We start from the raw sequence: 25,200 nt of genomic DNA, 5'->3' as shown, positions 1-25,200 counted from the left end.
GACGGTGGAGTGGGGCGCCATTAGGGTGAGGCGCCGCGGTCCGGTCCGGTCGCGTAGAGCGGATTCACTAGGTGCAGAGGTGTGGCAAGTTCATGAAGCGACCTGGACGGCTGTCGAAGATATCGGGGCCGGGCAGCGGAGTGGTGGCCGCGTCCCTCGCCCTGGCCCGCCCCGAGCGGGGCAACTCGGCCACCGGCCTGCTGCGACGCGCGGCCGGGCACGACGCCGTATGGCTGGCCGCCGCCGTCGCGCTCGGCGCCTCCGGCGGCCGGAGTGCGCGCAGGGCGGCGCTGCGGGGCGTCGGTTCCGTGGCGATCGTCGCCGTGATGAACCACACGCTCGGCAAACCGGCCGCCCGCAGCGCCCGTCCGGTCCTCGACCGGCTGCCCGGCGTGTTCCCCCGGCCGAACACCGCGTCGCTCCCGTCCAGCCCCATGGCCTCCGCCGCTGCCTTCGCCTCGGGGGTCGCCCTGGAGTCGCCGCGGTACGGACTCGCCGTCCTGCCGGTCGCCGCCGGGCTGGCGTACGTACGCAGCAGTGAAGGCCTCACCCATCGCGGCCGGGCGGCGGCGGGCGTGATCGTCGGCGTGGGCGCCGCGCTGCTCACCTGCCGGTGGTGGCCGGTGAAGCCGGACGCGGCGGCCTCCGCCCCGCCGCCGCGCAGACCTGCCCCCGCGCTCGTGGACGGCGAGGGGCTGCATCTGCTGGTCAACCCGTCGTCCGGCATCTCCTGGACCAAGGACACCGCCGAGACGCTGGGCACCCTGCTGCCCAAGGCCTCGATCACCGTCCTCGAACCGGCCGACGACCTGCTGACCCTGCTCGACGAGGCGGCGCTGCGCGCCGTCGCCGACGGCGGGGCGCTGGGCGTGTGCGGAGGCGACGGGACCGTCAACGCGGGCACCACCACGGCCGCCCGCCACGGTGTGCCGCTGGCCGTCTTCCCCGGCGGTACGTTCAACCACTTCGCCGTGGACCTCGGCAACCAGACCCTGGAGGACGTGGTCCGCGCCATCCAGGCGGGCGACGCGGTCACCGCCGACGTGGGCAGGGCCTCGTCACCCGAGGGCCCGGGCACCCACCCCGAGGAGGGCGCGCCGGACAGCTCACCCGCCGACTCGGCGGAGCCTCCGGAAGGTCCCGGCCAGCAGTTCTTCCTCAACACCTTCAGCATCGGGGTGTACTCGGAACTCGTCCACGCCAGGGAACGGCTGGAGAAGCACATCGGCAAGTGGCCCGCCCTGGCCGTGGGCCTCGCCAAGGTCCTGGCCACCGGCAGCCCGCTCTCCGTGGTCATCAACGGCCGCGCCCGCCGCATCTGGCTGCTCTTCGCGGGCAACGGCATCTACCACCCGGCCGGTTTCGCCCCGACCTACCGCACACAGCTCGACGACGGACTGCTCGACGTCCGCGCCGTGGAGGCCGGCACCCCGCTGGCCCGCACCCGGCTGCTGCTCGCGGTCCTGACCGGCACCCTGCACAACTCCCGGGTGCTGACGACCGCCCAGGTACGCCGCCTGGACCTCGAAGTCCTGCGGGGCGACCCCCACTTCGCGTACGACGGCGAGGTCACGGACGCCACCTACCGACGTCTGGTCCTCGACAAGATTCCCAAGGCCGTCACCCTGTACCGCCCCGCCGACCAGGACCAGTGGCTGCGCTGAGCTGCCGAGCGGACGCGGTGCAACGGCGTATGCATGAGCCGCCGCAGGCCGGGCACTTGGAGGAAGCACAACGACGGACCGACAGCCACCGACCGCGTGGCCGCGGAGACGAAGAGATCGGAACCGACATGATTGTCCTTGGCGTCATTCTGCTCCTCATCGGCCTGCTGGTCGGTGTCTCGCTGCTGACCACCATCGGTGGTGTGCTTGTCGTCGTCGGCGCGGCCCTGTGGATCCTCGGGGCGAGCGGCCGCGCGGTCGGTGGCCGTAAGCACTACTTCTAGAACCCCTCTAGGGCCGGTTGTCGAACACCGACCCGATGAACTCCGAGAGCAGCCGCTCCTTGAGCGGCTGCTCAAGAGCGTCCAGCAACACCAGTACGGGGGCCATCCGGACGGGCAGCCCCGCCTCCCCGTCGAGCCCCGCGTAAGCCAGGACGCCGGCGATCTCCTCCGGAGTCAGCGCCGCCGGGTCGAGCCCGGCGGCGAGGCCGGCCAGCCCCGGGTCCACGGACACCGGCGGCAGCGCGCGGGCCGCTCGCAGCGCGTCAGCCAGATCCTTCACCAGCGCGTCCACCTGGCCGACCGTGGCCGGGGTCAGGGTGAGATGGAGATTGGGCGGCAGGCCGTCGAACGACAACTGCGGCTGGAGGTACCAGCCCCGGACGCGCATCTCGTCCGCCAGGTGCAGCAGCAGGCTCAAGTCGGGCCCCGCTCCCGCCGATTCGCCGTGGACCGTGAACGCGACCAGCCCTGCGGCCGGTTCACCGAGCACCTGTACGCCGGCTACGCCACGCAGCCCCGCCAGCAGCCGGTCCGACGCCTCGGCGACCCGGGCGGCCAGGGCGGTGTAGCCGTCCTCCCCGACATGCTGGAGGACCGCCCACGCCTGCGCCAGCAGCCCGCCGGACTTCGTCCCCTGCACCGTGGGGTTGACGACCGGGTAACCGGGCCACCCCGCATGGGCGAAGTACTGGTACCGGCGCAGTTCGGCGTCCCGGTAGAGGACGACGGACGCGCCCTTGTCGGCGTACGCATACTTGTGCAGGTCGACGGAGAGCGACGTGACCCCGGGGACCGAAAGGCCGAACGGCGGCACCTCGCGCCCGGCGCGCCGCAGATAGGGCAGCAGCCAGCCGCCGATACAGGCGTCGACATGGCACAGCACCCCGCGCCCGGCGGCAGCGGCGGCGATGTCGGCCACGGGGTCGATCACCCCGTGCGCGTACGACGGCGCCGAGGCGACCACGAGCGCGGTGCGGTCGGTGATGGCCGCCGCCACGGCGTCGGCGTCGGCGCGGAAGGTGGCCGGATCGACCGGGACGGCGACCGTCTCCAGGCCGAGGTAGTGGGCCGCCTTGTGGAAGGCGGCATGGGCGGTGGACGGCAGGACCAGCTGCGGCGCCGTGACCCCCCGTACCGAACGCGCGTGGTCGCGGGCCGTCTTGACCGCGAGCAGGATGCTCTCGGTACCGCCGCTGGTGAACGTCCCTTGCGCGCCCGGGGCGCCCAGCAGCGCCGCCACGGTCCGCACCAGGTCGTTCTCCAGCCGTGCCACGCTCGGGAAGACGGTGGGGTCGAGGCCGTTGACGGTCGCGTACTCCGTGTACGCGGCGGCCGCCAGCTCGTCGAGCCCCTCTAGCCCCGCGTCGTAGACGTAGGCGAAGGTGCGCCCACCCCGGGTGGGTGCGTCGGAGTCCCGCAGACGCCGCAGCTCGGCGAGCACGTCGGCCGCCGAACGGCCCTCGGGAAGCGCGGGGTTGGGCTCAGTCGACACGGTCGGTCTCTTCCTGCCGGGGTTCGGGCGCGGGGGACGCGGGCGCGGGGGACGCGGCCGCCGGGGACACGGGCGTTGCGGACGTGTTGTCGGCGGCGTCCTCGCGGTAGCGGTACAACAGCCACAGGCTCGCCGCCGCGAGAACGGCCGGCAGCACGCTCATGCCCACGGTGATGCCGGTCAGAGCAGCCCCGGGCTGGTCGACCCGGTGGTCGGCGTCGGAGGAACGAAACCCCGTCACCGCCAGAACGAGCGCGAACGCCCCGGCGCCCAGCGCGAAGGCCAGATTCTCGGCCGCGGTCCACAGCCCGGTGAAGGTCGCTGCCCGCCGCTTGCCGGTACGGGCGACATCGGCCGCGAGCGTGTCGGCGAGCATGGTGAGCGGCAGCAACTGGAGCCCGGCGTAGGCGATTCCGATGACGACGACCGCCCCGAAGCCGAGCGCGTTTCCGGCCGCGGGCGTGCAGGCCAGCAGCACGGCGCCGCCGAGGAAGAGCACCGAGGCGCACCACTGGGCCGCCTTCACGCCGTAGCGACGGGCCAGCCGGTTCCACAGCGGCATGACGAGTACGAGCGGACCGATCAGACAGGCGAACAGCGGCGTGACCGCGTCGGCCGAGCCGAGGGTGTACGTCGCGAAGTACTGGACGCCGGCGAGCATCACGCCCACGGCGAGGGCCTGGAGGGTCCACATGCCGGCCAGGAACAGGAAGGGCCGGTGCGACCTGGCGGCGGCCAACTGGGCCCGGAGCGAGTGCTCGGCCTCGCTGCGGGCCACCGCGGGCGCCCACCGGGTGGTGAACCAGGCCCCGAACATGCCCAGGGCGAGCAGGAAGGCGACGGCGATCCCCATGGTCCGGTAGCTGCCCGGTCCGTCGTCGCCCGCGTGCGCGATCGCCGGCGCGAGCCCGCCGGACAGCAGGATCGCGACGCCGAGAAAGCCGACCCGCCAGCCCAGCACCCGGCTCCGCTCGGCCGGGTCCTCGGTCATCTCGGCGGGCATCGTCACGTACGGCACCTGGAAGACGGCGTACGCGGTGGCGGCGAGCAGGAAGACCACCGCCACGTATCCGGCGGCCGCCGCGCCGTGCAGCGGGGGCGCGGCGAAGAGCAGCGCGAAGAGCGGCGGGAGCGTGCAGGCACCGGCCAGCAGGAACGGCCGGCGCGGTCCGCCGCGCAGTCGGCTTCGATCGGACACCGCCCCGACCAGCGGGTTGACCAGGACGTCCCAGGCCTTCGGCAGGAAGACGGCCGCACCGGCGACGGCCGCGGGCACGGCGAGCACGTTGGTGAGGTAGTAGAGCAGGATCAGCCCCGGCACGGTGGCGAACGTGCCGGTGCACAGGGAGCCGAGGCCGTACCCGATACGCACCCGGCGCCGAAGGGGCGCAACCGGCTCGCCCTGCGCGCGGATGTCTGCTGCCATGCCGCAGATCATGGGGGAACGTCGAAGCCGGCGGCAAGAGCCGCGTGTGAAGGCGGCATGAAGTCTGCTGCCTGCGGCGACCTCAGACGGAAGCGACACCGGACGGAAGCGACCGGACCCGAAAGCGACCCAGGCCGAAAACGACCTCAGCCGAAAGCGACCTCAGCTGAAAGCGACTTCACTCCGAAGAACGCTGTAGAGCACCATGTCGTGGTAGCTCCCGTTACGGAACTGGGCGCCCCGCATCACCCCTTCCCTGGTGAACCCCGCCTTCTCCAGGGCGCGTTGCTCGGCGACGTTCGCCACGTCGGTGTGCGCGTCCACCCGGTTCACCTGCGTGTGGGCGAAGAGATACCGCGTGAGCAGCGCCTGGGCCCGGGTGCCGATGCCCTGACCCCGGGCCTCGGGGAGCAGTCCGATGCCGATGTTCCAGCCGCGGTTGAGCGGCCCGAACGGCATGGAACGCCAGCCGACGGATCCGACAGCCCGGTCCGGGCTCACCACCACCATGAGCGTTCCGGAGTCGGCCGTCAGCAGTCCGTTCTCGGCCCAACGCCGGTGCTTCGCGGCAGGATCGGCGAACCCGAACCAGTCGAACGCCGCATCCGACTCCGGGGACGTGTTGTGGAGCAGGTCGAGCAACGGCAGGTCTTCCTTGGCCACCGGGCGAAGGTCTACGTCCTTGGTCTTGGCGGAAGCGTATGACGCCGGTCATGCCGGTCCCGCGCCTGGTCCGCCCTGGGTACCGGGCCTGGAAAGATGCGCTCGGCTACTCATGTCCCGGCCCCGGCCGGGGCCGATGATGAAGGCCAGCAATGCCGAACCCAGGAGACAGCACATGCTCAGCCGCCTCGCCGACGTTCTGGTGCCTGTCGCCGGCCGTCTCACCGTCACGACCGACCCGGGAGCCGAACTCGCTCCGGGCAGCATCATCGCCGCGAATCACACCTCGTTCGCCGACCCGGCCGTCGTCCTTGCCGCGCTGCACCGTCTCGGGGTCCGGCCGGTCGTCATGGCGGCAGCCGGCCTGTGGCGCGTCCCGCTGCTCGGCCGCGCGCTCGCCGGTGAAGGGCACATACCCGTCCACCGCGGCGACCGGCGCGCGGCGCACGCCCTGGACGCCGCGGCCGAGGCGCTGGAGCAGGGCCGCTCGGTGCTGATCTACGCCGAGGGCGGTCTGCCGCGTCGCACCGACGCCCGCGAAACGGCCCCCGAGGCGTTCCGCAGCGGCCTGGCCCGGCTGAGCCTCCGCACCGGCACTCCGGTGGTGCCCGTGGGCCAGGCGGGCGCCCGGCGGATCATCTCGGGCAACGCGGCCAAGCAGCTGGCGGGCCTGCTCACGGCGCCGCTGCGCCGCCCCGAACTGCACGTTCACGTGGGGACGCCGCTGAGTCTGGCCGGTGACAGGGCGGCCAGGACGGCGCAGGCCCGTACCGCCGTGACGACAGCCTGGCGCACGGCCACCGCGCAGCTGGGGGAGCCCGCCGCGCTCGCCGCGTGAGTCTCGCGCTCGCCGCGTAAATCAGCGGGCGACGGGGTTGTTGTCGGGATCGGCGTCGGCGTCGGCGGTGGCCAGGGCCCGCAGGCGCGGCGCGACCTCCTCACCGACCCGGAACGCCTCCTCCAGATGCGGATATCCGGACAGGACGAACTCGTCGACACCCAGCCGCCGGTATTCGTCGAGCCGGGCCGCCACCTCGTCGTGCGAGCCGACCAGCGCGGTGCCGGCACCCTCCCTGACCAGGCCGATCCCCGCCCAGAGGTTTGGCGAGACGGTCAGCCGCCCCGGGTCGGCCGAGCCCGCGTGCAGTGCGGTCATCCGGGCCTGCCCGGTGGAGTCCATCCGGGCGAAGCGTTCCTGGGTGGCGCGTACCGTCTCCGGAGCGAGCCCCTTGAGCATGCGGTCGGCCTCACGCCACGCCTCGTCGGCGCTGTCGCGGCTGATGATGTGCAGACGCAGTCCGAACCGCAACGCGGGGTTACGCACCCGCAGTTGCTCCACCCGGGCGGCGATCCCCGCCGGCGGCTCGCCCCACAGCAGCTGGACGTCGGCGCGACGTACGGCCACGTCCTGGGCCGCGGGGGAGGCGCCGCCGAAGTACAGCGGAACCGGATACCGCGTGGCGGGGTCCGTCAGCCGCGCGTTCTCGATCTTCAGATGACGGCCATCGTGGTCGACCCGCTTCCCGTCCAGCAGATCCCGCAGCACCGCCATGATCTCGTCCGTCCGCGCGTAGCGGTCGTCATGGTCGAGCTGGTCGCCGTACGCCCGCTGCTCGGCGGGGTCGCCGCCGGTGACGATGTTGAGCCGCAGCCGCCCTCCGGCGAACCGCCGGAACGAGTCGGCCTGTTGGGCCAGCAGCGTCGGGCTGGCGAATCCCGCGCGGAACGCCACGAGGAACCCGATCCGCTCCGTGTGCTGGGCCAGCGCCGAGGTCAGGATCCACGGATCGGCGCAGCCGAGGCCGACCGGCGTCAACAGGGAGGCGAACCCCGCGTGTTCGGCGGCGCGCGCCACCTGCGCGAGGTACCCGATGTCGGCGGGCCGCCGCGTGGCGGCAGCGGTGCGCTTCTGTACGGCGGTGACACCACCGGGATCGCGGCCGTCACCACCCGTGGGCAGGAACCAGTGCAGCAAGGGGGCCATGTCGGCATCCTGGCCGGTCGGTGCGGTACGACACAAGACGCGTCTGGTATCCGGGCTTCGCCGTATCAAGGTGTGGAACGCCTCGCCCCGGGCGGGCATGGCCGATTTTCGACTTGAAGAAAGGTTAGGCTAACCTAAGTGACGTGATCGTGACTGCACCCGCCCGAGAAGCCTCCCCACCGTCCGGCCCCGGCGCCACCGGCCTGGCCACCACCGATCTCACCGTCGCCTACGACGGCGTGGATGTGGTGCACGAGGCGGGCATCCGCCTTCCCGGCGGCCAGGTCACGGCGCTGATCGGCCCCAACGGCAGTGGGAAGTCCACCCTGTTGCGTGCGGTCGCCCGACTGCACCGGGCGCGCACCGGACGGGTGACCGTGGGTGCGGACGGTGAGCAGCCTGTGGACGCCTTCGCTCTCTCGCGCACCGACTTCTCCCGCCGCGTCACACTGCTCGCACAGAGCCGCGCCACTCCGGCGGGACTCAGCGTCCGCGAGGTGGTCGGCTTCGGGCGGCACCCGTACCGGGGGCGGTTGCGGGGGAGCGACCCGGACGGCGTGCGGCTGATCGAGCACGCCCTGGCCGTCACGAACGTCGCCGAACTCGCCGACCGCGGCGTGGAAAGCCTCTCCGGCGGCCAGTTGCAGCGCGTCTGGTTCGCCTGCTGTCTGGCGCAGGACACCGACGTACTGCTGCTCGACGAACCGACGACCTATCTCGATCTGCGCTACCAGGTGGAAATCCTCGACCTCATCAGGGACTTGGCCGACACGCACGGCGTCACCATCGGGGTCGTCCTGCACGACCTGGACCAGGCGGCGGCGGTGGCGGATCAGGTCGTCCTGCTCTCCGAGGGGCGTGTCGCGGCTGCCGGCACCCCCGCCCAGGTGTACGACGCCGAGCTGCTGAGCGACACCTACGGCATCCGTATCGAGGTCGGAGCCGACCCCTCGACGGGAATCCCCCGCACCCGTGCGGTGGGCAGACATCACCTCCGGCTGGAAAGGCCCTGACATCCCCATGACCACCAAGCTCCGGGCATGGCCCGCGATCAGCGTGATCGCCGCCACCCTCGCGGCCACCCTCGTCGGCTGCGGCACGACGGAGGCACCCGAGAAGACGGCCGCCGCGGCCCCCGCGCTGACGGTCACCGACTCGCGCGGCGAGAAAGTGACGCTCGACGGACCGGCCCAGCGAGTCGTCGGCACCGAATGGAACGTCGTCGAATCGCTCGTCACCCTGGGCGTCGACCCCGTCGGCGTGGCCGATGTGAAGGGGTACCAGGACTACGACACGGCGGCGCCCCTTGCCGACGGCACCAAGGACATCGGCACCCGCGGCGAACCCAGTCTCGATACCGTCGCCGCCCTGAAGCCCGACCTCATCGTCGCGACGGACGACCTGACGGACGCCGCCATCGGCCAACTCTCCGAACTGGCGCCGCTCATCGTGGTGCGGGCGGCTGACGCGAGCCGCCAGATCGACCAGATGACCGACAACGTGAAGCTCATCGCGCGGGCCACCGGAACCGAGGCCAAGGCCGAGGAGACGATCGCCGCCTTCCGGCAGAGGCTCGCCGAAGGCAAGAAGGAACTCGCCGCCGCGGGCCTCGCAGGGCAGAAGGTCGCCTTCGCCGACGGCTGGCAGGAAGGAAGCCAGGTCTCGGTGCGCCCGTTCGTGAAGGGCTCGCTGCTCACCGACATCAACACCGAACTCGGTCTGGTCAGTCCGTGGACGATGAAGGGCGACAAGGGGTACGGCCTCGCCGCGACGGACGTCGAGGGCCTGACGAAGATCGGCGACTCCCGGTTCGTGTACATCGCCAACGACGCGGACGGCGGTGATCCCTTCGCCGGCGGACTCAAGGACAACGCGGTGTGGAAGTCGCTGCCCTTCGTGAAGAAGGGCGAAGCCCACCGGCTCCCGGACGGCATCTGGATGTTCGGCGGTACGGCGTCGATGACGCGGTACATCGACGCGCTCGTGGACGCACTGACCAAGTGAACGTCCACACCGTCGCGGCGAAAGCCGGTCCTCCGTCCGTTGCGAAGACCGAACTCTCTTCATCGGCGGGCCCGGTGGAGGCAGCCGCCTCCACCGTGCCCGGCCGCACGGCGCCGGCCGGGCGCGGCCGGGTCGCCGTCCTCGCCCTCGGGGCGCTCCTGGCCCTGCTGGTCCTCATGGCCCTGCACATCAGCCAAGGCACGGCGACCGTCGGACCGCACACCCTCTGGCGCGCGGTCATCTCCCGCTGGTCGGACGGCGGCACTTCGGACCAGGCGGACGCCGTACTGGTGGCCTCCCGGCTGCCACGGCTCGCCGCAGGGCTGATCGTCGGCTGCACACTGGGCGTGGCCGGCGCCGTACTGCAGTCGGTGTCACGGAACGTACTCGCGTCGCCCGACACGCTCGCCGTGGACGCGGGCGCCTATCTCGCGGTCGTCGCCGTCGCGGCGTTCGGCGTCACCCTGCCGCCGTTCCTGGCGGGCGGTACCGCGCTGATCGGCGGACTGCTCGCCGCCGGCATCGTGCTGGGACTCGCCAGGGCGGGAGCGGGACCCACCCGCCTCGTGCTCGCGGGTTCGGCGCTCACCCTCGGCCTCGGCGGTCTGAGCCAGACGCTGCTCCTGCTGCGCGCACAGCAGACGACCGGCCTCTACGCCTGGGGCAACGGCTCCCTCGCGCAGATCGGCATGCAGACCGTCGACCGGCTCGCGCCGGTCGCCGTCCTGGCGTTGACCGGGCTGATCGTGCTCGGCAGGCGACTCGACATCCTCGCGCTCGGTGACGACGGAGCGGCGGTCGTCGGCGTAAGTCCCCGCCGTACGCGGGCGATTGCCGTCGTCCTCGCCGTCGCCCTCTCGGCCGTGTCCGTCACCGTCGCAGGGCCCATCGGATTCGTCGGGCTGTGCGCGCCCGCGATCGTACGGCTGGCCGGTGCCCGGCTGCCCGCGCTGCTGCGTCATCGGCTGTTCGTCCCCGCGTCGGCGGTGGCGGGCGTGCTGGTCGTGCTCGGCGCCGATGTGCTGCTGCGGGCCCTGTTCGGCGCCCAGGCGGGCGCTTCCGTACCGACGGGCATCGTGACGAGCTTCTTCGGCGCGGTCGTACTCGTGTCCCTGGCCTACCGGTCCCGTGACACGGGAGCCGCCGCCCCGGCCGCCGCCTTCGTGCGTCTGCGCAGCCGCCGTGCCTTCGCCGTCACGCTCGTGACGGTAACCACCGCTCTCTGCGCGGCGGTTGTCGCCGCCACTCTGCTCGGCGACGCCCCGCTGTTGCTCGGCGACGTGGGGAACTGGCTCACCGGGCGGTCCGGACGCTTCGTCTCGTTCGTCCTCGACACCCGCATGCCGCGCGTCGCGGCGGCGCTGCTCGCCGGCGCCGCGCTGGCGACAGCGGGGACCGTCGTGCAGGCGGTCTCCCGCAACCCCCTCGCCGAACCGGGCATCCTCGGTGTCGTCGGGGGAGCGGGCGTCGGCGCCGTCATCACGCTCACGATCGTCCCGCTCGCGAGCTTCTGGTACGTCGGCGGCTCCGCGCTCGCCGGGGCCGCGGCCGCCACCCTGCTGGTCTTCGGGCTCGGGGCGCGCGGCGGACTGGAGCAGAACCGGCTGGTGCTGATCGGTATCGGTGTGTCGGCGGGAGCGGCGGCGTTGGTGAGCCTGCTCATCGTGCTGACCGATCAGTACAACGGCACCAAGGCGCTGACCTGGCTGTCAGGATCGACGTACGGACGCACGTTCCCCGAGGTACTTCCGGTGCTCGGCGCGCTGTTGGCGGCAGCGCCCGTACTCGCCGCGAAGCGCCGCGAGCTCGACCTCATAGGGCTGGACGCCGACACACCACGGCTGCTCGGCATCCGGCTGGGCACGACACGGCTGGGACTTCTCGCCGTGGCCGTTGTGCTCACCGCGGCCGCGGTGGCCGCTGTCGGTGTCATCGGCTTCGTCGGACTCGTGGCACCCCACGCCGCGCGTGCCCTGGTGGGCCGGCGCCATGGACGGGTGCTGCCGGTTGCCGCCCTGCTGGGCTCGCTGCTGGTGGTCGTCGCCGACACGGTCGGCCGTACGGTCGTCGCGCCGGCGCAGATCCCGGTGGGGGTCGTCACGGCGGTGATCGGGGCACCGTACTTCGGTTGGCTGCTGTGGCGGTCCAAGGCGATGAGATGACGCGGTGGGGTCGGTAGGGTCCGCACCATGAAGAACCGGCCCCGGGCGCACGGCCGTACGCCCGATGCCGAGGAGTCGTGGGAGTTCCTTTCCGCCACCGTGGCGGAGCTGGCCCGACCGGCCGGGGGCCCGGCGCCCACCTCGTAGAAGCCGCAGAGCCACGACGCCGTAGAGTCACGGCATGTCCTTGCGAATCCGTATGCGTCAGGCACTGCCGGAAGCGATGCGTGCCCGCGACAAGGTCGCGATGCGCGCCTTGCGCGCGACTCTCTCGGCGCTCGACAACGCCGAGGCGGTTCCCGTGGACCCGGCCGACGCACGCAGCTCGGCCATCGAAGACTCACCAGTGGGTGCCGGCGCCACCGAGGCGGCGCGGCGCGACCTGAGCGAGGGCGACGTACGAGACATCGTCCGCGCCGAGGCCACCGAACGCCTCGACGCGGCGGCGCAGTTGACGTCCCCGGCACACGCGGACCGAGCCGCACAACTACGCGAAGAGGCCGCCGTACTGCTCCGCTTCCTCGACGGCTCCGAAGCCGCCTAGCACACGGGCGGCGGACACTGCTCGCCGCAAGGCCCTAGTACTCCAGGAGCGAGGCCAGCGTTCCGAGGTTGTCGCGCATGCCGCGCTTGAACAACTGCTCGGCCACCGGCCCGAGAAGGGCGGCCGGGCCCGGCAGGCCGGATGCGCTGATCGTGCCCTCCAGGGCGAGGCGCGTCGCGCGCCGGTGGGGCTGGGCGTGGAAGCGGTAGACGAAGGGAGTTGGCCCGCTCAGCGAGGTGAAGGTGACCTCTTCGCCCGGTGAGAAGCCGGTGATCGCGACTTCGTTGACCGTCGGGCCGCCAGGGAGGTTCCGGTGCACCTCGTACCGGGTGCCGAGGCCGCCCGTGCCTTCGACGCGTCGTACGCGCTGCACCGCGGAGTACCACTTCGGCATGGTGGTGAAGTCGGCGACGAAGGCGAACACCTTGGCCGGCGGGGCGGTGATGTCGAGGCTCAGCTGGAACGTCACGGTGTCCTCCACGGACGTGCTGGGTTCGGTAAGGCGGTCATCGCGCCCGGTCCTCCTCGGCGGCGAGGCGGTTGGCCAGGGCGAGTCCGGCCGGGGACTGCTGGGTGAACGCGTGCAGGAACGCGATCAGTGCTTCGGTGTCCGTCGTCGCGCTCGCCTGGTCGATCAGGTCGTAGAGCTGGTTCTCGATCTCGGCGACGCGTGCGGCCTTCTCCCGGCCCTGCGGGGTCAGTGTGAGACTCACCTGGCGCCGGTCGTGCTCGCTGGTCGTCCTCTGTACGAGACCCGCGGTGACGAGCCGGTCCACGATCCGGCTCGGGCTCGTGCCCGTGTCGCACACGAGCATGCCGCCCAGTTCCCGCAGGGCGAGCGGGCCGTGATCGGCGATGATGCGCAGCGCCTCGGACTGGGCGGGGGTGACGTCGATCTCGGACAGCAACACCGTCAGCCGGCGGTTGCCTTCCCGCTGTGTGGCCAGGATGAGGTAGCGAATCTGTTCTGCTGTTCTCAACTGAGTTCCCTTTCGTACTGCCGCTGCCGCAGTGCGTCCGCCAGGAGCCCGGCCGCCGCCGGGTCGTGGGCGGCGAGCACCGGCATACCCGGGTGGCGCGCGGCCAGCTGATTGATCCGCCGGGTCGTCCCGTGCAGTCCGGCCGCGTTCCCGACCCCCGGCACGCGGTCCGCCGCCAGCAGCCGCACATCGTACGTGACGTCGCCGACGAACATCATCGTCGGCAGTCCCGCGCCGCGCAGCAGCAGCGACATCGAGCCGGGCGTGTGTCCGGGAGTGGGCAGGAGCAGCAGCGAGCCGTCTCCCATCACGTCGTGCGCGTGGGTGAACGGTGCGATCGCCGGGTCCTCGAAGCGCCGCGGAGTGACGGGGCTCCAGTCCACGCCGGGGACCTGGATGTGCTGGCGCAGCAATCCGGCGAAGGCCGCGAACTTCTTGTCCACCTCGGCGAGTTCGGCCGCGCTGGCCAATACCTTCGCTGACCTCGGCAGTTCGCGCAGGCCGCCGATGTGGTCCTGGTGCAGATGGGACAGGATCGCCACGCGCACGTCGGCGATGTCGTAACCCAGGCTGCGCAGTTGAGCGGTCAGGGTCCCGTCCGGAGGGACGTCGAACTTGGCGAGGCGACGGTAGATGTGACCGGCCGGGCCGCCGGGGAAGTAGCCGGGGTCGGTGACCGAGCGCCGGTCCTGGCCGGTGTCGAACAACACCAGACCCTTGTCGTGCTCGATGACGTACACGTTGATCGGGCGCGGCTCCGTCCACCGGCGTGAGGTGTTGAGCCACCACAACAGCGGGGTGCCGTTGGTCTCGACGTGTTCCGGACGGATCTGGACGGTGCCGGTGCTGACGACCGAGACCCGATTGGCCTGCCCCATGAGAAGCCCCCTGGTGTGTGTCTGTCGCAACATGCGTGCTGCAACATGTATGTCGTGACATCTATTGGACTCCGGTGTGGCACCCCTGTCAAGTGCCGACTGCCGTGAGCAGCGGGGACGCGGTCTCCCAGAAGCTCACCCCGAGGTCTACCGGCCGTCACCACGGCCCGGCACAATCGCGCGTATGACGATCACTACGGCCCCGCCGCCGACGCACCACACCCCCGTCGCCCTCGCACGGGGGTTTCTGACGGGTGCTGTGATCGGGGCGTCGCTCGCCGGGATCGTGGTCGGCGCCGTCATCGAGGAAGTGCCGCTGTTCGTCACGGGGTTGGTCCTGCCCGTGGTCTACGGGCTGCTCTTCTTCCTCGCCGGTGTGCCGAGGCGCGCCCGCGAGGCGGCCGTCCCGCCCCGTACGGCACTCGCGATGATCGAGAGCCTGCGGGCCATCGGGGGAGAGTCGAGCGACATACCGGTGCGGTTCGACCTCACCGTCGCGCCGGACGACGCGCCGGCGTACCGGGTGGAGATCACCCAGGACATCAACCTCGTCGATCTGCCCGACTACCGGCCGCGCGGCATCCTGGTGGTCCAGTACTCGCCGGACCGGCCCTGGCGGGCGCGCATCGTGAAGCGGCCGACACCCGAATGGGAGGAACGGGCGGCCGGCGCCCGCATCGACTCGGCGCCCAAGGCGGCCCTGGTACGCGAGGCGCCGGAGGGCTGCGGTTTCGGATTTCTGGTGCTGCTCGGGCTGCTGCTCGCCGCCGCCGCCGTGATCCTGCTGTTCCGCGCCGATCTGTTCGACCAGGACACCGCCGCGGGCCCGCCCGCTCCTTCGATGCCCTCCGTCTCCTCGTCGTCGAGGACGGTCGTCTCGTCGTCGACCGGCACGGTCACCGTCGGCCCTGACCAGTCGCTGCTCGACAAGGGTGAACTGCGCCGGGCCGTCGACTCGCTGATCAAGGGCAAGGACGAGAGCGAGCGCCAGGCCCTCACCGTCGTGCTGCAGGAGCGCCTGCTGTCGGTCGTGTTCGCCCCGACCGGCACCCGGGCCCCGCGGTTCGACCTCACATTGCTTCCGTACGACCGTTTTCCCGCTCTGGTCGAGGAGGCCCGTACCGGCCTCGGCGTCCGCTCCCCGCAGACCTGGCAGCTCACCGCCGAGAGCCTCACCGGCTCCCTCGTCATCAGGGTCGGCGTGACCGGCCCCGAAGGATCGGCCTCCCTGGAGGCTGACCGCGAGGGCGCGGTGGTGCGGCGCGCCCCCGCGCGCTGACCGCGTCGGCAACCGCGCACCGGGCAGTGCCGTCCCTGAAGCGAAACGGTACGGACGACAACGGATCGGCAGGAGGAGGAGACACGTGGGCTGGCACGGCTATCTGGCGCTGTGGTGCGGGGTGTTCGGTGCGATCGCGCTGGTCGGGTACGGCAGGTCGCTGGCCGGGGTGACCCGCGCCCAGCGGAAGGTCCGGGTCATGGGACGGATCGAGCAGGTGCGCGAGCCCAGGCACGGGGCCTCCCAGGTCGGCGGGATATCCGTGGTCGTCTCCTTCCAGGACCCGTCCACCGGGGAGGAGTTCACCGTGACGAACGACGGTGAGCGCGGTGAGCCCATCGCCGCGGCCTGGACGGGCCGGGAGGTCGGAGTGCACTACCCGCGCGGAAGGCCGCACGCCTTCCGCTTCACCGACGACCTCGGGGAGGGCAGGTACGGACTCGGCCTGCCCAACTGCTCGGTCTTCCTGATCTACGCGGGACTGGTGACCGTCGTCGCGATCGACCGGGGCTGGCAGTGGGCCCTGCTCGGCTTCGGGGTGCCCTGGAGTGTGACCGTGGCGTGCTTCCTGCCGCAGGGCGCACGCCGGGCGGGCCGGCGTATCGCCAGACTGACGTCCCGGGCTGCCGTCCAGGGGCGGGTCGTCGCCGTGCTCAAGGACGTCAGCGTCGACGAGGACGGCGACACCCTCACCAGTCACACGCCGATCGTCGCGTTCACCACCCATGAGGGCGCGGCCGTCACCGCCTACTGCCCGTCCGGGCTGCCGGACCCTGTCGGCTCCTACGGCCGGGACGTCACGATCCACTACGCACCCGACGACCCGGCCGTCTTCACCCCGGACCTCGCGGCCGAACACCGCACCCGGAGAATCGACTTCGCTTTCAGCGCCGTGGCACTCGCCGTCGGAGTGGCCGCGGTCGCCGTGGGAGCGGCAAAGGCCCTCGCCGGATAGCGCGCCCTGTCAGCCGCGCTTGCCCGCCCGGATCAGGCGCCGACACCGGCGAGCAGCGCGGCAACCGCCCGCGCCGACGCCGTCGATGCTCCGTGCGTGCAGATGTGTGCGGTGCCGGGAAGCAGTCCCGGCAGTCCCGTCTCCACGATGACGGCATCCGGGCGCGCCGCGACCAGTTCCGCGAGTGACCGGGACATCCAGGAGTGACGGGCGGCGTCCCGTACGACGACGACCAGCGGACGGTCGGCCGTCGCGTCGATTCCGCTGAGCCGCAGCACACCGGCGTCCGCGCGCAGATCGTCCTCGCCGAGCCGGACGCTGCTGGTGCCGGGCATGAGTTCGCTGAGGGGCGCGGCCACACCCCAGGGGGTCTGCTTGTCGATGGCCAGGTGCGTGGCGGGCGCCAGCTCGACGACATGGGGCGCCGCGGTCAGCGGGGTACGCGCGCGGGCGGCCTCACTCAGGAGTACGGCCCGGCGTGCCGCGCCCAGACCGATGGCCGGGTCGGGCACGCCGGCGGAGGTGGTGCGGCGCAGCTCCGCCGACCAGTCCGCGAAGTCCGCCACGCGGCGGGCCGCGTCGGCGAGACGCTCCTCGGGCAGGTCGCCGCCGAGTACGCCGTTCACGAGCGCGTCGATCAGCCGGCGGGCCGTGCCCTCGTCGGCGTTCTCGCCGCCGACACAGACGGCGTCGGCGCCCGCGGCGACGGCGCGGACGGTCGCGTTCTCGATGCCGTAGCGGTTGGAGACGCCGCCCATCTCGATCGCGTCGGTCACGATGAGCCCTTCGAAGCCCAGTTCCTCGCGCAGCAGCGTGTTGAGGATGCGGGGGCTGAGGGTGGCCGGGGCGTCCGGGTCGAGCGCGGGCACGAGGAGGTGCGCGCTCATGACGGCGCGGGCCCCGGCGGCGATGGCGGCGCGGAACGGCGGCAGCGCGTTCGTCGTGATGTCTTCGACACTGGCCTCGTAGGTGGGCAGGCCGTGGTGGGAGTCGACGGCCACGTCACCGTGCCCGGGGAAGTGCTTGGCGCACGCGGCGACCCCGGCCGCCTGGATGCCCCGTACCCACGCGTCCGTGTGCCGGGACACCACCTTCGGGTCGGCGCCGAAGGACCGTACGCCGATGATGGGGTTGTCCGGGTTGAGATTGACGTCCACGCTCGGGGCGTAGTCCAGGGTCACCCCTGCGGCACGCAGCTCGTGGCCGAGGTCGGTCGCGACGGCGCGGGTGAGCGCCGTGTCGTCCACGTAGCCAAGGGCATGATTTCCGGGGCGTGTCGATCCGGTACGCGCCTCGATCCGCGTCACGTCCCCGGACTCCTCGTCGATGGCGATGACGAGGTCGGGGTTCTCCGCGCGCAGCTGGGCGGTCAGTTGGGCCACCTGGGCGGGCGACTCGATGTTCCGGGCGAACAGCACCACGGAACGCAGTCCGGCCTGGATGGAGTTGAGCAGCCAGTCGGGGGCGCTGGTGCCGACGAATCCCGGTTGCAGGAGTGCGAGGGCGAGGCGTCGAAGCTCCTTGTCGCTGCTCACGTTGGTGTGCCTTTCGGGTAGGGCGCGGTGGAACGGCCCGGGGCTCGGCGACCGGCGGCACCGCGCTCCAGGTCTGGACCATTGATTCTGGGCCTACGACACGCGGACCTGTCAAGTGGTCTGGACCAGAGTTGACCCAGGGTTGAGCAGTACACCCCGCGCCGGCCAGGCGAAAAAGGTCAACGGTACTGCTCAGTAGCGTGATTGATGTGGCGTGAGAGGGGCGTGGGGCATTGACAGGCCCGCCTGGTCTAGTCCAACTTTATGGGCACACGGGGTTCGACACAGCGTTTGGAGCGCACCTTGCTCGGCCCTCTTCGCGACCCCTGCTCACCCCTGTCTCCCTCCGTCACACGATCGCGTCCGCCATTACCTGATGCTGCGGTACTGCGCGGCGATGTGACGCTCCGTCTTCCCACTCCCTCTTCACCGAGCCTTGGAGTCACTCATGGCAACGGCTGAATCGCATCTGCACCGCGCCGCCACGGACCGCCCCTACTTCAGCGCTGACGGCGAGACGTACCTCGCCGGCACCGCCCTGCGCGACCTGGACAAGACCCGCCCCCTCCGCGTCCTGACGGAGGAGCAGTTCACCTTCTGGCAGACCTACGGCTATGTGGTGGTCAAGCAGGCGGTGCCCCGCGAGGACGCTCTGCGGCTGCTCGACATCGCCTACGAGTTCCAGGACCTCGACCCGGACCGGCCCGAGACCTGGTACGGCGAGCGCCAGCACCGATCGGAGCTGGAACAGGAACTGCACATCTACGGCTTCGTCGAGGCGTACCACCACCAGCTGATGTGGGACAACCGGCAGCGGCAGCGTGTCTACGACGCCTTCGTGGACGTATGGGACAGCGAGGAGCTGTGGGTCACACTCGACCGGCTCAACCTCAACCCGCCCAACATCAAGGACCGTGACCGGTCCCTGATCGAATTCCGGCCCACCGGCTTCGACATCGACCTGCACTGGGACGTCGACAGCACGCAGGGCATCCCGCCGCAGCGGGTGCAGGGCATCATCGCCCTCAACGACACCGTGCCCGAACAGGGCGGATTCCAGTGCTGCCCCGAGCTCTTCCGGCAGTTCGACCACTGGAAGGCGCACCAGCCGGCCGACCGCGACCCCATCAGGCCGGCCGTCGACCGTACGGAAATGCCGGTGATCCGGCCCGAGTTGGAGGCCGGTGACCTGCTGATCTTCAACGGCCACCTGGCCCACGGCGTGGCGCCCAACCTCTCGGCCGCCGGCGTCCGCGCGGTGCAGTACCTGTCGATGATGCCCGCGCTGGAGGGGCACGAGAAGGTGCGCCGCTCCCGTGTGGAGTCCTGGCGCGATCTCAGCACTCCGGACTGGAACCCCACCCTGGTCGGCGACCCGGTGCGGCCCGAGGCCGAGCGGTACGGGCGGGCCCGGCTCAACGAGTTGGGCGAACGGCTGCTCGGTCTGAAGTCCTGGCACGACGAAGTCACGAAGGACAGCGAAGGTACGAAGACCGGCGAAGGCACGAAGGCGAGCGAGGGCAACGAAGCGAACGAAGGAGCGTCGTGCGCAGAGTCTGCCTGACCCTTCCCACCAACCGGGAATGCTCCGCCACGATCGCCCTGCTCGCCGACGAAGCGGCGTACGCCGTCACGCACTTCGAGGCAGAGGTGCACCTGCTCATCCTCGACTCGTGCGAGCCGGCCGTCTACGCCGAGCACGCCGAAGCGGTCGGCCGACTGCCGCACCACCCCCGTGTCGTGGTCCACCACCTCGACGAGGACGCGCAGCGCGGCTTCCTGCGCGAGGTCGTCGCACGCTCCGGGAGCACGAAGAACGACCTGCTGCTCGACCTGATGCTGCCCGCCGGGATCTCCTACGGCGCCTGTACCAACCGGGCCTTCCTCATCGGCGAAGCCCTCGGCTGCACTTCCGTGCACCGCAGGGACTCCGACAGCCGCTACCAGCAGCGGGACGGCCAATGGGCCTTCCCCATCCACCACGAGCTCCTTGCCATCGGCCTGACCGCGTCCGACGTCGCCGACCGCGTGGACGAATGGGACCTGACCCCGCAGGAGGCAGGCCGTCGCGTGGCGATGGTGGGCGCTTCCTTCGTCGGCGAACCCTCCGTGGATCTCGCCGAGATGGCGGCTGCCGACCCCGCGACGTACGAGGAAGTCGTAGGCCTGTGGGCGCCTCTGGACGCGTCGGAGGAGTCCAAGCGGGAACTCGTCGCGGAGTCCTTCCTCGGCGCGGGACAACGCTCCTTCGAGAGCGATCACGCGGTGCTCACACGGGTGGACCCCATGCGGGTCGACATGTGCAACATCGCCTTCCACGGCGTGCACACCAGGGTCCCGCTGCCGCCGGCGACGGACACCATCGGCAGTGACTACTTCCTGATCCACCTGGTGCACGACGCCGGACTGCCCGGCGTCCTCCACAACCGCGACATCGTCAACTACTACACCAACGAGCGGAGGACCGACGCGGGCTTCGCCGCGTACCAGACGCGGTACGTGAAGTTCCTCCTCTCCATGCTCCATCTCCACTTCTGCTACGCCGAACTCGCCGCAGCGGGAGACGGACTCCTCCAGGCCGACGGAACGGTCGACACCGGTCGGGTGGCCGGCATCGTCCGGCGCAGCACCCAACTCGACCTGGCGGAGAACGTGGAACGCCTCGACCGGCTCGACGCGGCCTACCGCAAGCTCGGAGGCCGGTACGCCGCCCTCGCCGACCAGCTACGGCCCCAACGCGAGCGTTTGTTGGAGGAGGCCCGCGCCGACATGGCGGATTTCGCCCTCCTCATCGAGTCCTGGCAGGGACTGGTCCACGCCGCAGGACAGGTGGGCCTCGGCGCCGCGTCCGACGCCGGACGGACAGGTGCGCGATGACCGACTCGCGGACGTCCCCCCGGACCACGGACGAGGACCGTCTCGTCTACGACCTCGACGCGGTGGTCGCCGCCTATGCGGAACTCCGCGCCGAACTGCCCGGCGTAGACGTCAGGTTCGCCATGAAGGCGGCGCCCGCCGACGAGATCCTCGGCGCGCTGGCCGCGGCCGGCGCCGGGGTCGACGCGGCAGGACCGCAGGAGGTGCGCCAGGCGCTCCGCGCCGGCGTCCCGGCGGCCGACATGCACTACGGCAACACCGTCAAGTCCGACGAGGACATCGCCAACGCCTATGCCCTGGGGGTGCGCACCTTCGCCACGGACAGCCTGGAGGACGTGGCGGCCCTGGCCGAATTCGCCCCGGGGGCACGGGTCTTCTGCCGCCTGGCGGTGGACGGCGGCGGCGCGCTGTGGGGGCTGAAGAACAAGTTCGGCTGCTCGGCCGCCGACGGCGTACGCGTCATGCGGGCCGCCCGCGACTCCGGACTCGTACCGTCCGGGCTCTCGGTGCACGTCGGTTCGCAGCAGATGGACTCCGACGCCTGGCGCAACGCCTTCGACCGGCTCTCCGACGTGATGGGCACCCTCGGGGAACACGGCATCACCCTGGACCACGTCAACCTCGGCGGGGGCCTGCCCGCCCGCGGCTACCTCGACCGGGACGGTGTGCCGCTCGACCCGCCGCTGGACAAGATATTCGCCACACTCCGTGAGGGCACCGAGCGGCTGCGCGCCGCCCACGGGAAGCAGCTGCGCCTCGTCATCGAGCCGGGCCGCGCCCTGGTCGCGGAACACGGGACCATCCACGCGCGCGTGGTGCGGCTCACCCGGCGCGAGATGCCCGACGGCGAGATCCAGCACTGGCTCTATCTGAGCTGCGGGAAGTTCAACGGGCTCTACGAGATGGACGCGCTCCAGTACCGCCTGCGCTTCCCCTCGCACCCGACCGGCCGCTACGTACCCGCGGTTGTCGCAGGCCCCACCTGCGACAGCGACGACGCGTACGCGCACGACCACGGCCTGGTGCGGGTGCCCGAGAACCTCGTCTCCGGCGACCCGGTGGAGGTGCTGTCCTGCGGCGCCTACGCCATGAGCTACACGACGCAGGGGTTCAACGGCTTCCTGCCGCTGACCACGGCCTTCACCGGAGACGCCGCCGCCCGCGTACCCGAGCGGGACGGCCGCCGATGACGCGGTCCACGACGATCCGCGTGCTCACCGAGGGGGACTGGGACGACGTCGTAGCCCTGGAGGCCGGCGCGTACGCGGCGCTGGGGCTGTCCGAGGGCCGGGCGGCCCTCCGGTCCAAGGCGGCGGCCTCGCCCACCACTTGCTTCGTCCTGCGCGCGGACGAGCTGGTGGTGGGCTACCTCCTGGCCCTGCCCTACCCCGCGAGCCGGGCACCCGCCCTCGGCCAAACCGAGACGAGCCGCCACACCTCGCGGAACCTGCACCTGCACGACGTGGTCGTCGCCCCGGCGTACCGCGGGCGCGGCCTCGGCCGCCGGCTCGTGGCACACCTCGAAGACACCGCGGCGGCACACGGCTGTACGGAGGTCTCGCTGATCGCCGTCGCCGGAGCCGAAACCTACTGGTCGGCGCGGGGTTACACCGCCGCCCCGCACGTGCCCACCACCGGTTACGACCCTACGGCCGTCTACATGTCCCGTTCCCTGCGGTCCCGTTCCCCGCGGTCCCGCGCCGACACACCAGCCGATCACCGACGGAGTTGACGACGTGCCGTCCCCTGTTCCCACCTTCCGCCGCGGCCAGCTCGCGACGGCCGCCCTCTTCTGCGCCCTCGGCTTCCAATACGCCACGTGGGCCGCGCGGATACCCGCCCTCAAGGAGGAGCTGGGTCTCAACGCGGCAGGCGTGGGGGTGCTGTTGATGGCAGCGGGGGTCGGATCCTGCGTCTCCTTCCCGCTGGTGGCCCTGCTCATGAGACGGCTGGGCTCCCGGCGGCTCGCCCTGGCCTCAACGGTCGGGCTCGCCGTGGTCCTCGTGGCGCTCGCAGCCGCCCCCAACTACCCCGTCGCCTTGCTGGTGGTCTGCGTGGACGGGGTCGTCGTGGGCTGCCTCAACACGGCGATGAACGCCCAGGGCGCCGCCCTGGAGGCACACCACGAGCGACACACCATGGCCAAACTGCACGCCGTCTTCAGCGGCGGCTCCTTCCTCGCCGGGCTGCTGGCCTCCGGAGTGCGCCTCGCTACGCCGTCGGTCACCACCCACTTCGCCGTCGCCGCCCTGCTCCTGCTGCTCCTCGCCGCGGCGGCCGCGACCGGGCTGCTGCCGGACGCGGAGCGGGCGGTGGCCGCGGAGGCGGACGACGACACACCGGTGAAGCCGGCGGCAGGCCGCAGGTGGGCGCTGCCCACCGCCCTGGTGTGGTGGATGTGCTGCGCCATGGTGTTCGGCACCATCGTGGAAGGGGCGATGAACGACTGGTCGACCCTCTACCTGGAAGGCGTCGTGAACGCCTCGGCGCAGGTCGCCCCGCTCGGCATCGCCGTCGTGTCCGGGATGATGGTCCTCGCGCGGCTGTGCGCCGACAGCTGGCGCGAGCGCTGGGGCGACGGACGGGTCGTCCTCGCGGGCAGCACCCTCGCGGGCCTCGGACTGGCGCTCGCCCTGGCCACCGGGGGAGTGGCACCCGCCTTCGTCGGCTTCGCCTGTGTCGGCCTGGGCATCGCCGCCGTGACGCCCTGCGTGTACGTGGCAGCCGCGCGGCAGGGCGGCAACGCGCTGACGCTGGTCGCCGCCATGGGCACCACCGGCCTGCTGGCCGGGCCCCCGCTCATCGGATTCGTCGCGAGCGCGAGCAGCCTGCGCTGGGGCCTCGCTTGTGTGTCGGCCGCCGCGCTGGTGGTGGCCGTGTGCAGTACCCGCATCCGCTGGCAGCAGGAGCCGGACCGAGCGGACCCGAACCGAGTAGTTGAGGAATCAATCAAGTCGGTCTGACGTTGTGCCGGGCATGAAGCGCATCGGTTTTCTGTCTTTCGGGCACTGGTCCGACACCAGGCACTCGCAGACCAGGTCGGCGGCGGACGCCCTGCTCCAGGCCGTCGACCTCGCTGTGGCAGCCGAGGAGCTGGGCGCCGACGGTGCCTACTTCCGTGTCCACCACTTCGCCCGGCAGCTCGCCTCGCCGTTCCCGCTGCTGGCCGCGATCGGCGCGAAGACGTCGCGGATCGAGATCGGCACCGGCGTGATCGACATGCGGTACGAGAACCCCCTGTACATGGCCGAGGACGCCGGCTCCGCCGACCTCATCTCCGGCGGCAGGCTCCAGCTCGGCATCAGCCGGGGCTCACCGGAGCAGGTCATCGACGGCTGGAGCTACTTCGGCTACGCACCGAGCGGCGACGACACCGAGGCCGACATGGCGCGCAAGCACACCGAGGTGCTGCTGTCCGTCCTGGAGGGCAAGGGCTTTGCCCGGCCCAACCCGCGGCCGATGTTCGCCAACCCGCCCGGGCTGCTGCGCGTCGAGCCGCACTCCGAGGGGCTGCGGGAGCGCATCTGGTGGGGTGCCGCGTCCAACGCCACCGCGGTCTGGGCGGCCAAGTCCGGTATGAACCTGATGAGTTCGACGCTCAAGAATGACGAGGGCGGCGCCCCCTTCCACGTACAGCAGGCCGCGCAGATCCGCGCGTTCCGGGAGGCGTGGGCCGAAGCAGGGTGGAAGCACGAACCCCGCGTCTCCGTGTCACGCAGCGCCTTCGCGCTCACCACCGACCAGGACCGCGCGTACTTCGGCGGCGAGGGCGGGAGCGAGGACCAGATCGGCCACATCGACGCCGAAACGCGCGCGATCTTCGGCCGTACGTACGCAGCCGAGCCCGATGTCCTGGCGAAGCAGCTCGCGGAGGACGAAGCCGTCGCGGAGGCCGACACGCTCCTGCTGACCGTGCCGAACCAGCTCGGTGTCGACTACAACACCCACGTCCTGGAGAACATCGTCACCCACGTCGCCCCGGCGCTCGGCTGGCGCTGACGCTCCCCGGCCGGCCGGGGCCCCGCGTCGCACGGGCGGGGCTCCGGCCGGTCGCGGTCAGGGCCCGTCAGCCCCGGTGATCGTCCTGCCCGGCATCGGCTCGGCGAGCGCCGCCCGCGACGCGGGCGCGCCGAAGGGGTCGGCGAAGTACTGCGTCTCGTGCACGACGTGCCCGTCGGCGAATTCCATCACGCTCACCGAGCAGGTCGGCACTCCGTCGTAGGTGATGACACACTCGCTCACCCACAGATCCCCACTGCCCGTGATCCGCCGGACGGTGAAATGACGGTCGGCGGGGTGTCCGCCACGCTGCGCCGAAATCGCCACGCGGCCCCGGAAGCGCTCACCCGACTGGGGGTAGTCGAGGACCGCGTCGGCGGCGTAGACGGCGTGCTCGGCCTCGATGTCGCCACGCTCCGACGCCCGCCAGTGGTCCTCGACGGCGGCTCTGTTCCGGACATCAGGATCCATCGG

The 25,200-nt window shown here is 71.6% G+C and carries 24 protein-coding genes; 15 read left to right on the top strand and 9 right to left on the bottom strand.

Translation table 11 applies throughout. From position 1 onward, the window contains the following. The first annotated feature begins 92 nt into the window (after window positions 1–92). Together OHS57_RS02565 and OHS57_RS02560 are read left to right on the top strand one after the other, a co-directional pair. The gene (locus tag OHS57_RS02565; protein ID WP_328580831.1) at window positions 93–1,664 is read left to right on the top strand and encodes a diacylglycerol/lipid kinase family protein; all 1,572 of its coding nucleotides are present in this window, start codon (window positions 93–95) and stop codon (window positions 1,662–1,664) included. Window positions 1,665–1,792: 128 nt separating this feature from the next. After that, the gene (locus OHS57_RS02560) at window positions 1,793–1,948 is read left to right on the top strand and encodes a hypothetical protein (RefSeq protein ID WP_107070279.1); all 156 of its coding nucleotides are present in this window, start codon (window positions 1,793–1,795) and stop codon (window positions 1,946–1,948) included. Window positions 1,949–1,955: 7 nt separating this feature from the next. Here OHS57_RS02560 and OHS57_RS02555 read toward each other — a convergent pair whose 3' ends face one another. The 3 genes from OHS57_RS02555 to OHS57_RS02545 form a co-directional block, all read right to left on the bottom strand. Continuing rightward, window positions 1,956–3,440 (bottom strand): pyridoxal phosphate-dependent decarboxylase family protein, encoded by a 1,485-nt coding sequence (locus OHS57_RS02555; RefSeq protein ID WP_328580830.1) that lies wholly within the window; start codon window positions 3,438–3,440, stop codon window positions 1,956–1,958. Next, window positions 3,430–4,866, bottom strand: coding sequence for an MFS transporter (locus OHS57_RS02550; RefSeq protein ID WP_328580829.1), 1,437 nt, complete (start codon window positions 4,864–4,866; stop codon window positions 3,430–3,432). Before OHS57_RS02550 ends, OHS57_RS02555 begins: the two co-directional genes overlap by 11 nt. A gap of 162 nt (window positions 4,867–5,028) precedes the next feature. Then, complete coding sequence (locus tag OHS57_RS02545; RefSeq protein ID WP_328580828.1) at window positions 5,029–5,529, bottom strand: GNAT family N-acetyltransferase; 501 nt, start codon at window positions 5,527–5,529, stop codon at window positions 5,029–5,031. 175 nt (window positions 5,530–5,704) lie between these two features. Between OHS57_RS02545 and OHS57_RS02540 the strand changes: the two genes are divergently transcribed. Then, window positions 5,705–6,367 carry a lysophospholipid acyltransferase family protein gene (locus OHS57_RS02540; RefSeq protein WP_328580827.1) on the top strand — a complete coding sequence of 221 codons (663 nt, stop codon included), beginning with the start codon at window positions 5,705–5,707 and terminating at the stop codon, window positions 6,365–6,367. 21 nt (window positions 6,368–6,388) lie between these two features. Here OHS57_RS02540 and OHS57_RS02535 read toward each other — a convergent pair whose 3' ends face one another. After that, a complete protein-coding gene (locus OHS57_RS02535) occupies window positions 6,389–7,513 on the bottom strand; it encodes an LLM class flavin-dependent oxidoreductase (protein ID WP_328580826.1) in 1,125 nt (374 codons plus the stop codon). Between the two features lie 149 nt (window positions 7,514–7,662). Between OHS57_RS02535 and OHS57_RS02530 the strand changes: the two genes are divergently transcribed. The 4 genes from OHS57_RS02530 to OHS57_RS02515 all read left to right on the top strand — a co-directional run bounded on the left by OHS57_RS02530 (window position 7,663) and on the right by OHS57_RS02515 (window position 12,223). Further along, window positions 7,663–8,526, top strand: coding sequence for an ABC transporter ATP-binding protein (locus OHS57_RS02530; protein WP_443043043.1), 864 nt, complete (start codon window positions 7,663–7,665; stop codon window positions 8,524–8,526). Window positions 8,527–8,533: 7 nt separating this feature from the next. Further along, the gene (locus OHS57_RS02525) at window positions 8,534–9,517 is read left to right on the top strand and encodes an iron-siderophore ABC transporter substrate-binding protein (protein WP_328580825.1); all 984 of its coding nucleotides are present in this window, start codon (window positions 8,534–8,536) and stop codon (window positions 9,515–9,517) included. A gap of 74 nt (window positions 9,518–9,591) precedes the next feature. Next, complete coding sequence (locus tag OHS57_RS02520) at window positions 9,592–11,679, top strand: iron ABC transporter permease (protein WP_328580824.1); 2,088 nt, start codon at window positions 9,592–9,594, stop codon at window positions 11,677–11,679. Between the two features lie 223 nt (window positions 11,680–11,902). Further along, window positions 11,903–12,223: a hypothetical protein gene (locus OHS57_RS02515; protein ID WP_328584992.1), complete on the top strand. Its 321-nt coding sequence runs from the start codon at window positions 11,903–11,905 to the stop codon at window positions 12,221–12,223. Window positions 12,224–12,257: 34 nt separating this feature from the next. Here OHS57_RS02515 and OHS57_RS02510 read toward each other — a convergent pair whose 3' ends face one another. Genes OHS57_RS02510 through OHS57_RS02500 form a run of 3 tightly spaced genes read right to left on the bottom strand, consistent with a single transcriptional unit; the run spans window position 12,258 to window position 14,081 of the window. Further along, window positions 12,258–12,692, bottom strand: a complete 435-nt coding sequence (locus OHS57_RS02510) for an SRPBCC family protein (RefSeq protein ID WP_328580823.1) — start codon at window positions 12,690–12,692, stop codon at window positions 12,258–12,260. 37 nt (window positions 12,693–12,729) lie between these two features. Then, complete coding sequence (locus tag OHS57_RS02505; RefSeq protein WP_041999229.1) at window positions 12,730–13,203, bottom strand: MarR family winged helix-turn-helix transcriptional regulator; 474 nt, start codon at window positions 13,201–13,203, stop codon at window positions 12,730–12,732. Continuing rightward, window positions 13,200–14,081: an N-acyl homoserine lactonase family protein gene (locus OHS57_RS02500; protein WP_328580822.1), complete on the bottom strand. Its 882-nt coding sequence runs from the start codon at window positions 14,079–14,081 to the stop codon at window positions 13,200–13,202. The genes OHS57_RS02505 and OHS57_RS02500 overlap by 4 nt, the downstream gene beginning before the upstream one ends. Window positions 14,082–14,265: 184 nt before the next feature. On the opposite strand from OHS57_RS02500, the gene OHS57_RS02495 reads away from it, so the two are divergent. Beyond that, a complete protein-coding gene (locus tag OHS57_RS02495; protein WP_328580821.1) occupies window positions 14,266–15,360 on the top strand; it encodes a hypothetical protein in 1,095 nt (364 codons plus the stop codon). A gap of 85 nt (window positions 15,361–15,445) precedes the next feature. Next, window positions 15,446–16,315 carry a DUF3592 domain-containing protein gene (locus OHS57_RS02490; RefSeq protein ID WP_328580820.1) on the top strand — a complete coding sequence of 290 codons (870 nt, stop codon included), beginning with the start codon at window positions 15,446–15,448 and terminating at the stop codon, window positions 16,313–16,315. Window positions 16,316–16,347: 32 nt separating this feature from the next. Here the strand turns inward: OHS57_RS02490 and OHS57_RS02485 are convergent, their stop codons facing one another. Further along, a complete protein-coding gene (locus tag OHS57_RS02485) occupies window positions 16,348–17,850 on the bottom strand; it encodes a glycoside hydrolase family 3 protein (RefSeq protein WP_328580819.1) in 1,503 nt (500 codons plus the stop codon). A 448-nt stretch (window positions 17,851–18,298) separates the two neighbouring features. On the opposite strand from OHS57_RS02485, the gene OHS57_RS02480 reads away from it, so the two are divergent. Genes OHS57_RS02480 through OHS57_RS02455 form a run of 6 tightly spaced genes read left to right on the top strand, consistent with a single transcriptional unit; the run spans window position 18,299 to window position 24,726 of the window. Then, window positions 18,299–19,414, top strand: coding sequence for a phytanoyl-CoA dioxygenase family protein (locus OHS57_RS02480; RefSeq protein ID WP_328580818.1), 1,116 nt, complete (start codon window positions 18,299–18,301; stop codon window positions 19,412–19,414). Then, entirely contained in the window at window positions 19,396–20,727 is a 1,332-nt protein-coding gene (locus tag OHS57_RS02475; protein ID WP_328580817.1) for a DUF6271 family protein, read from the top strand. The genes OHS57_RS02480 and OHS57_RS02475 overlap by 19 nt, the downstream gene beginning before the upstream one ends. Next, window positions 20,724–21,917 carry a type III PLP-dependent enzyme gene (locus OHS57_RS02470; RefSeq protein ID WP_328580816.1) on the top strand — a complete coding sequence of 398 codons (1,194 nt, stop codon included), beginning with the start codon at window positions 20,724–20,726 and terminating at the stop codon, window positions 21,915–21,917. Before OHS57_RS02475 ends, OHS57_RS02470 begins: the two co-directional genes overlap by 4 nt. Next, window positions 21,914–22,459 carry a GNAT family N-acetyltransferase gene (locus OHS57_RS02465; protein WP_328580815.1) on the top strand — a complete coding sequence of 182 codons (546 nt, stop codon included), beginning with the start codon at window positions 21,914–21,916 and terminating at the stop codon, window positions 22,457–22,459. The genes OHS57_RS02470 and OHS57_RS02465 overlap by 4 nt, the downstream gene beginning before the upstream one ends. A gap of 4 nt (window positions 22,460–22,463) precedes the next feature. After that, window positions 22,464–23,690, top strand: a complete 1,227-nt coding sequence (locus OHS57_RS02460; RefSeq protein WP_328580814.1) for an MFS transporter — start codon at window positions 22,464–22,466, stop codon at window positions 23,688–23,690. Window positions 23,691–23,703: 13 nt separating this feature from the next. Next, window positions 23,704–24,726, top strand: coding sequence for an LLM class flavin-dependent oxidoreductase (locus tag OHS57_RS02455; RefSeq protein ID WP_041999249.1), 1,023 nt, complete (start codon window positions 23,704–23,706; stop codon window positions 24,724–24,726). Between the two features lie 57 nt (window positions 24,727–24,783). Here the strand turns inward: OHS57_RS02455 and OHS57_RS02450 are convergent, their stop codons facing one another. Further along, on the bottom strand, window positions 24,784–25,197 hold the full coding sequence (locus OHS57_RS02450) for a nuclear transport factor 2 family protein (RefSeq protein WP_328580813.1): 414 nt from the start codon (window positions 25,195–25,197) through the stop codon (window positions 24,784–24,786). Window positions 25,198–25,200 lie beyond the last annotated feature (3 nt).

Source organism: Streptomyces sp. NBC_00370 (assembly GCF_036084755.1).
GTDB lineage: Bacteria > Actinomycetota > Actinomycetes > Streptomycetales > Streptomycetaceae > Streptomyces.
Note: the sequence above shows the minus strand (reverse complement) of the source record. Positions and strands in the feature narration are given on the sequence as shown.

Bases quoted from the DNA above. Each gene is read 5' to 3' on its own strand.
- OHS57_RS02565 (WP_328580831.1), top strand. From the start codon at position 93: ATGAAGCGACCTGGACGGCTGTCGAAGATATCGGGGCCGGGCAGCGGA.
- OHS57_RS02560 (WP_107070279.1), top strand. From the start codon at position 1,793: ATGATTGTCCTTGGCGTCATTCTGCTCCTCATCGGCCTGCTGGTCGGT.
- OHS57_RS02550 (WP_328580829.1), bottom strand. From the start codon at position 4,866: ATGGCAGCAGACATCCGCGCGCAGGGCGAGCCGGTTGCGCCCCTTCGG.
- OHS57_RS02540 (WP_328580827.1), top strand. From the start codon at position 5,705: ATGCTCAGCCGCCTCGCCGACGTTCTGGTGCCTGTCGCCGGCCGTCTC.
- OHS57_RS02535 (WP_328580826.1), bottom strand. From the start codon at position 7,513: ATGGCCCCCTTGCTGCACTGGTTCCTGCCCACGGGTGGTGACGGCCGC.
- OHS57_RS02525 (WP_328580825.1), top strand. From the start codon at position 8,534: ATGACCACCAAGCTCCGGGCATGGCCCGCGATCAGCGTGATCGCCGCC.
- OHS57_RS02515 (WP_328584992.1), top strand. From the start codon at position 11,903: ATGCGTGCCCGCGACAAGGTCGCGATGCGCGCCTTGCGCGCGACTCTC.
- OHS57_RS02500 (WP_328580822.1), bottom strand. From the start codon at position 14,081: ATGGGGCAGGCCAATCGGGTCTCGGTCGTCAGCACCGGCACCGTCCAG.
- OHS57_RS02495 (WP_328580821.1), top strand. From the start codon at position 14,266: ATGACGATCACTACGGCCCCGCCGCCGACGCACCACACCCCCGTCGCC.
- OHS57_RS02480 (WP_328580818.1), top strand. From the start codon at position 18,299: ATGGCAACGGCTGAATCGCATCTGCACCGCGCCGCCACGGACCGCCCC.
- OHS57_RS02470 (WP_328580816.1), top strand. From the start codon at position 20,724: ATGACCGACTCGCGGACGTCCCCCCGGACCACGGACGAGGACCGTCTC.
- OHS57_RS02465 (WP_328580815.1), top strand. From the start codon at position 21,914: ATGACGCGGTCCACGACGATCCGCGTGCTCACCGAGGGGGACTGGGAC.
- OHS57_RS02455 (WP_041999249.1), top strand. From the start codon at position 23,704: ATGAAGCGCATCGGTTTTCTGTCTTTCGGGCACTGGTCCGACACCAGG.
- OHS57_RS02450 (WP_328580813.1), bottom strand. From the start codon at position 25,197: ATGGATCCTGATGTCCGGAACAGAGCCGCCGTCGAGGACCACTGGCGG.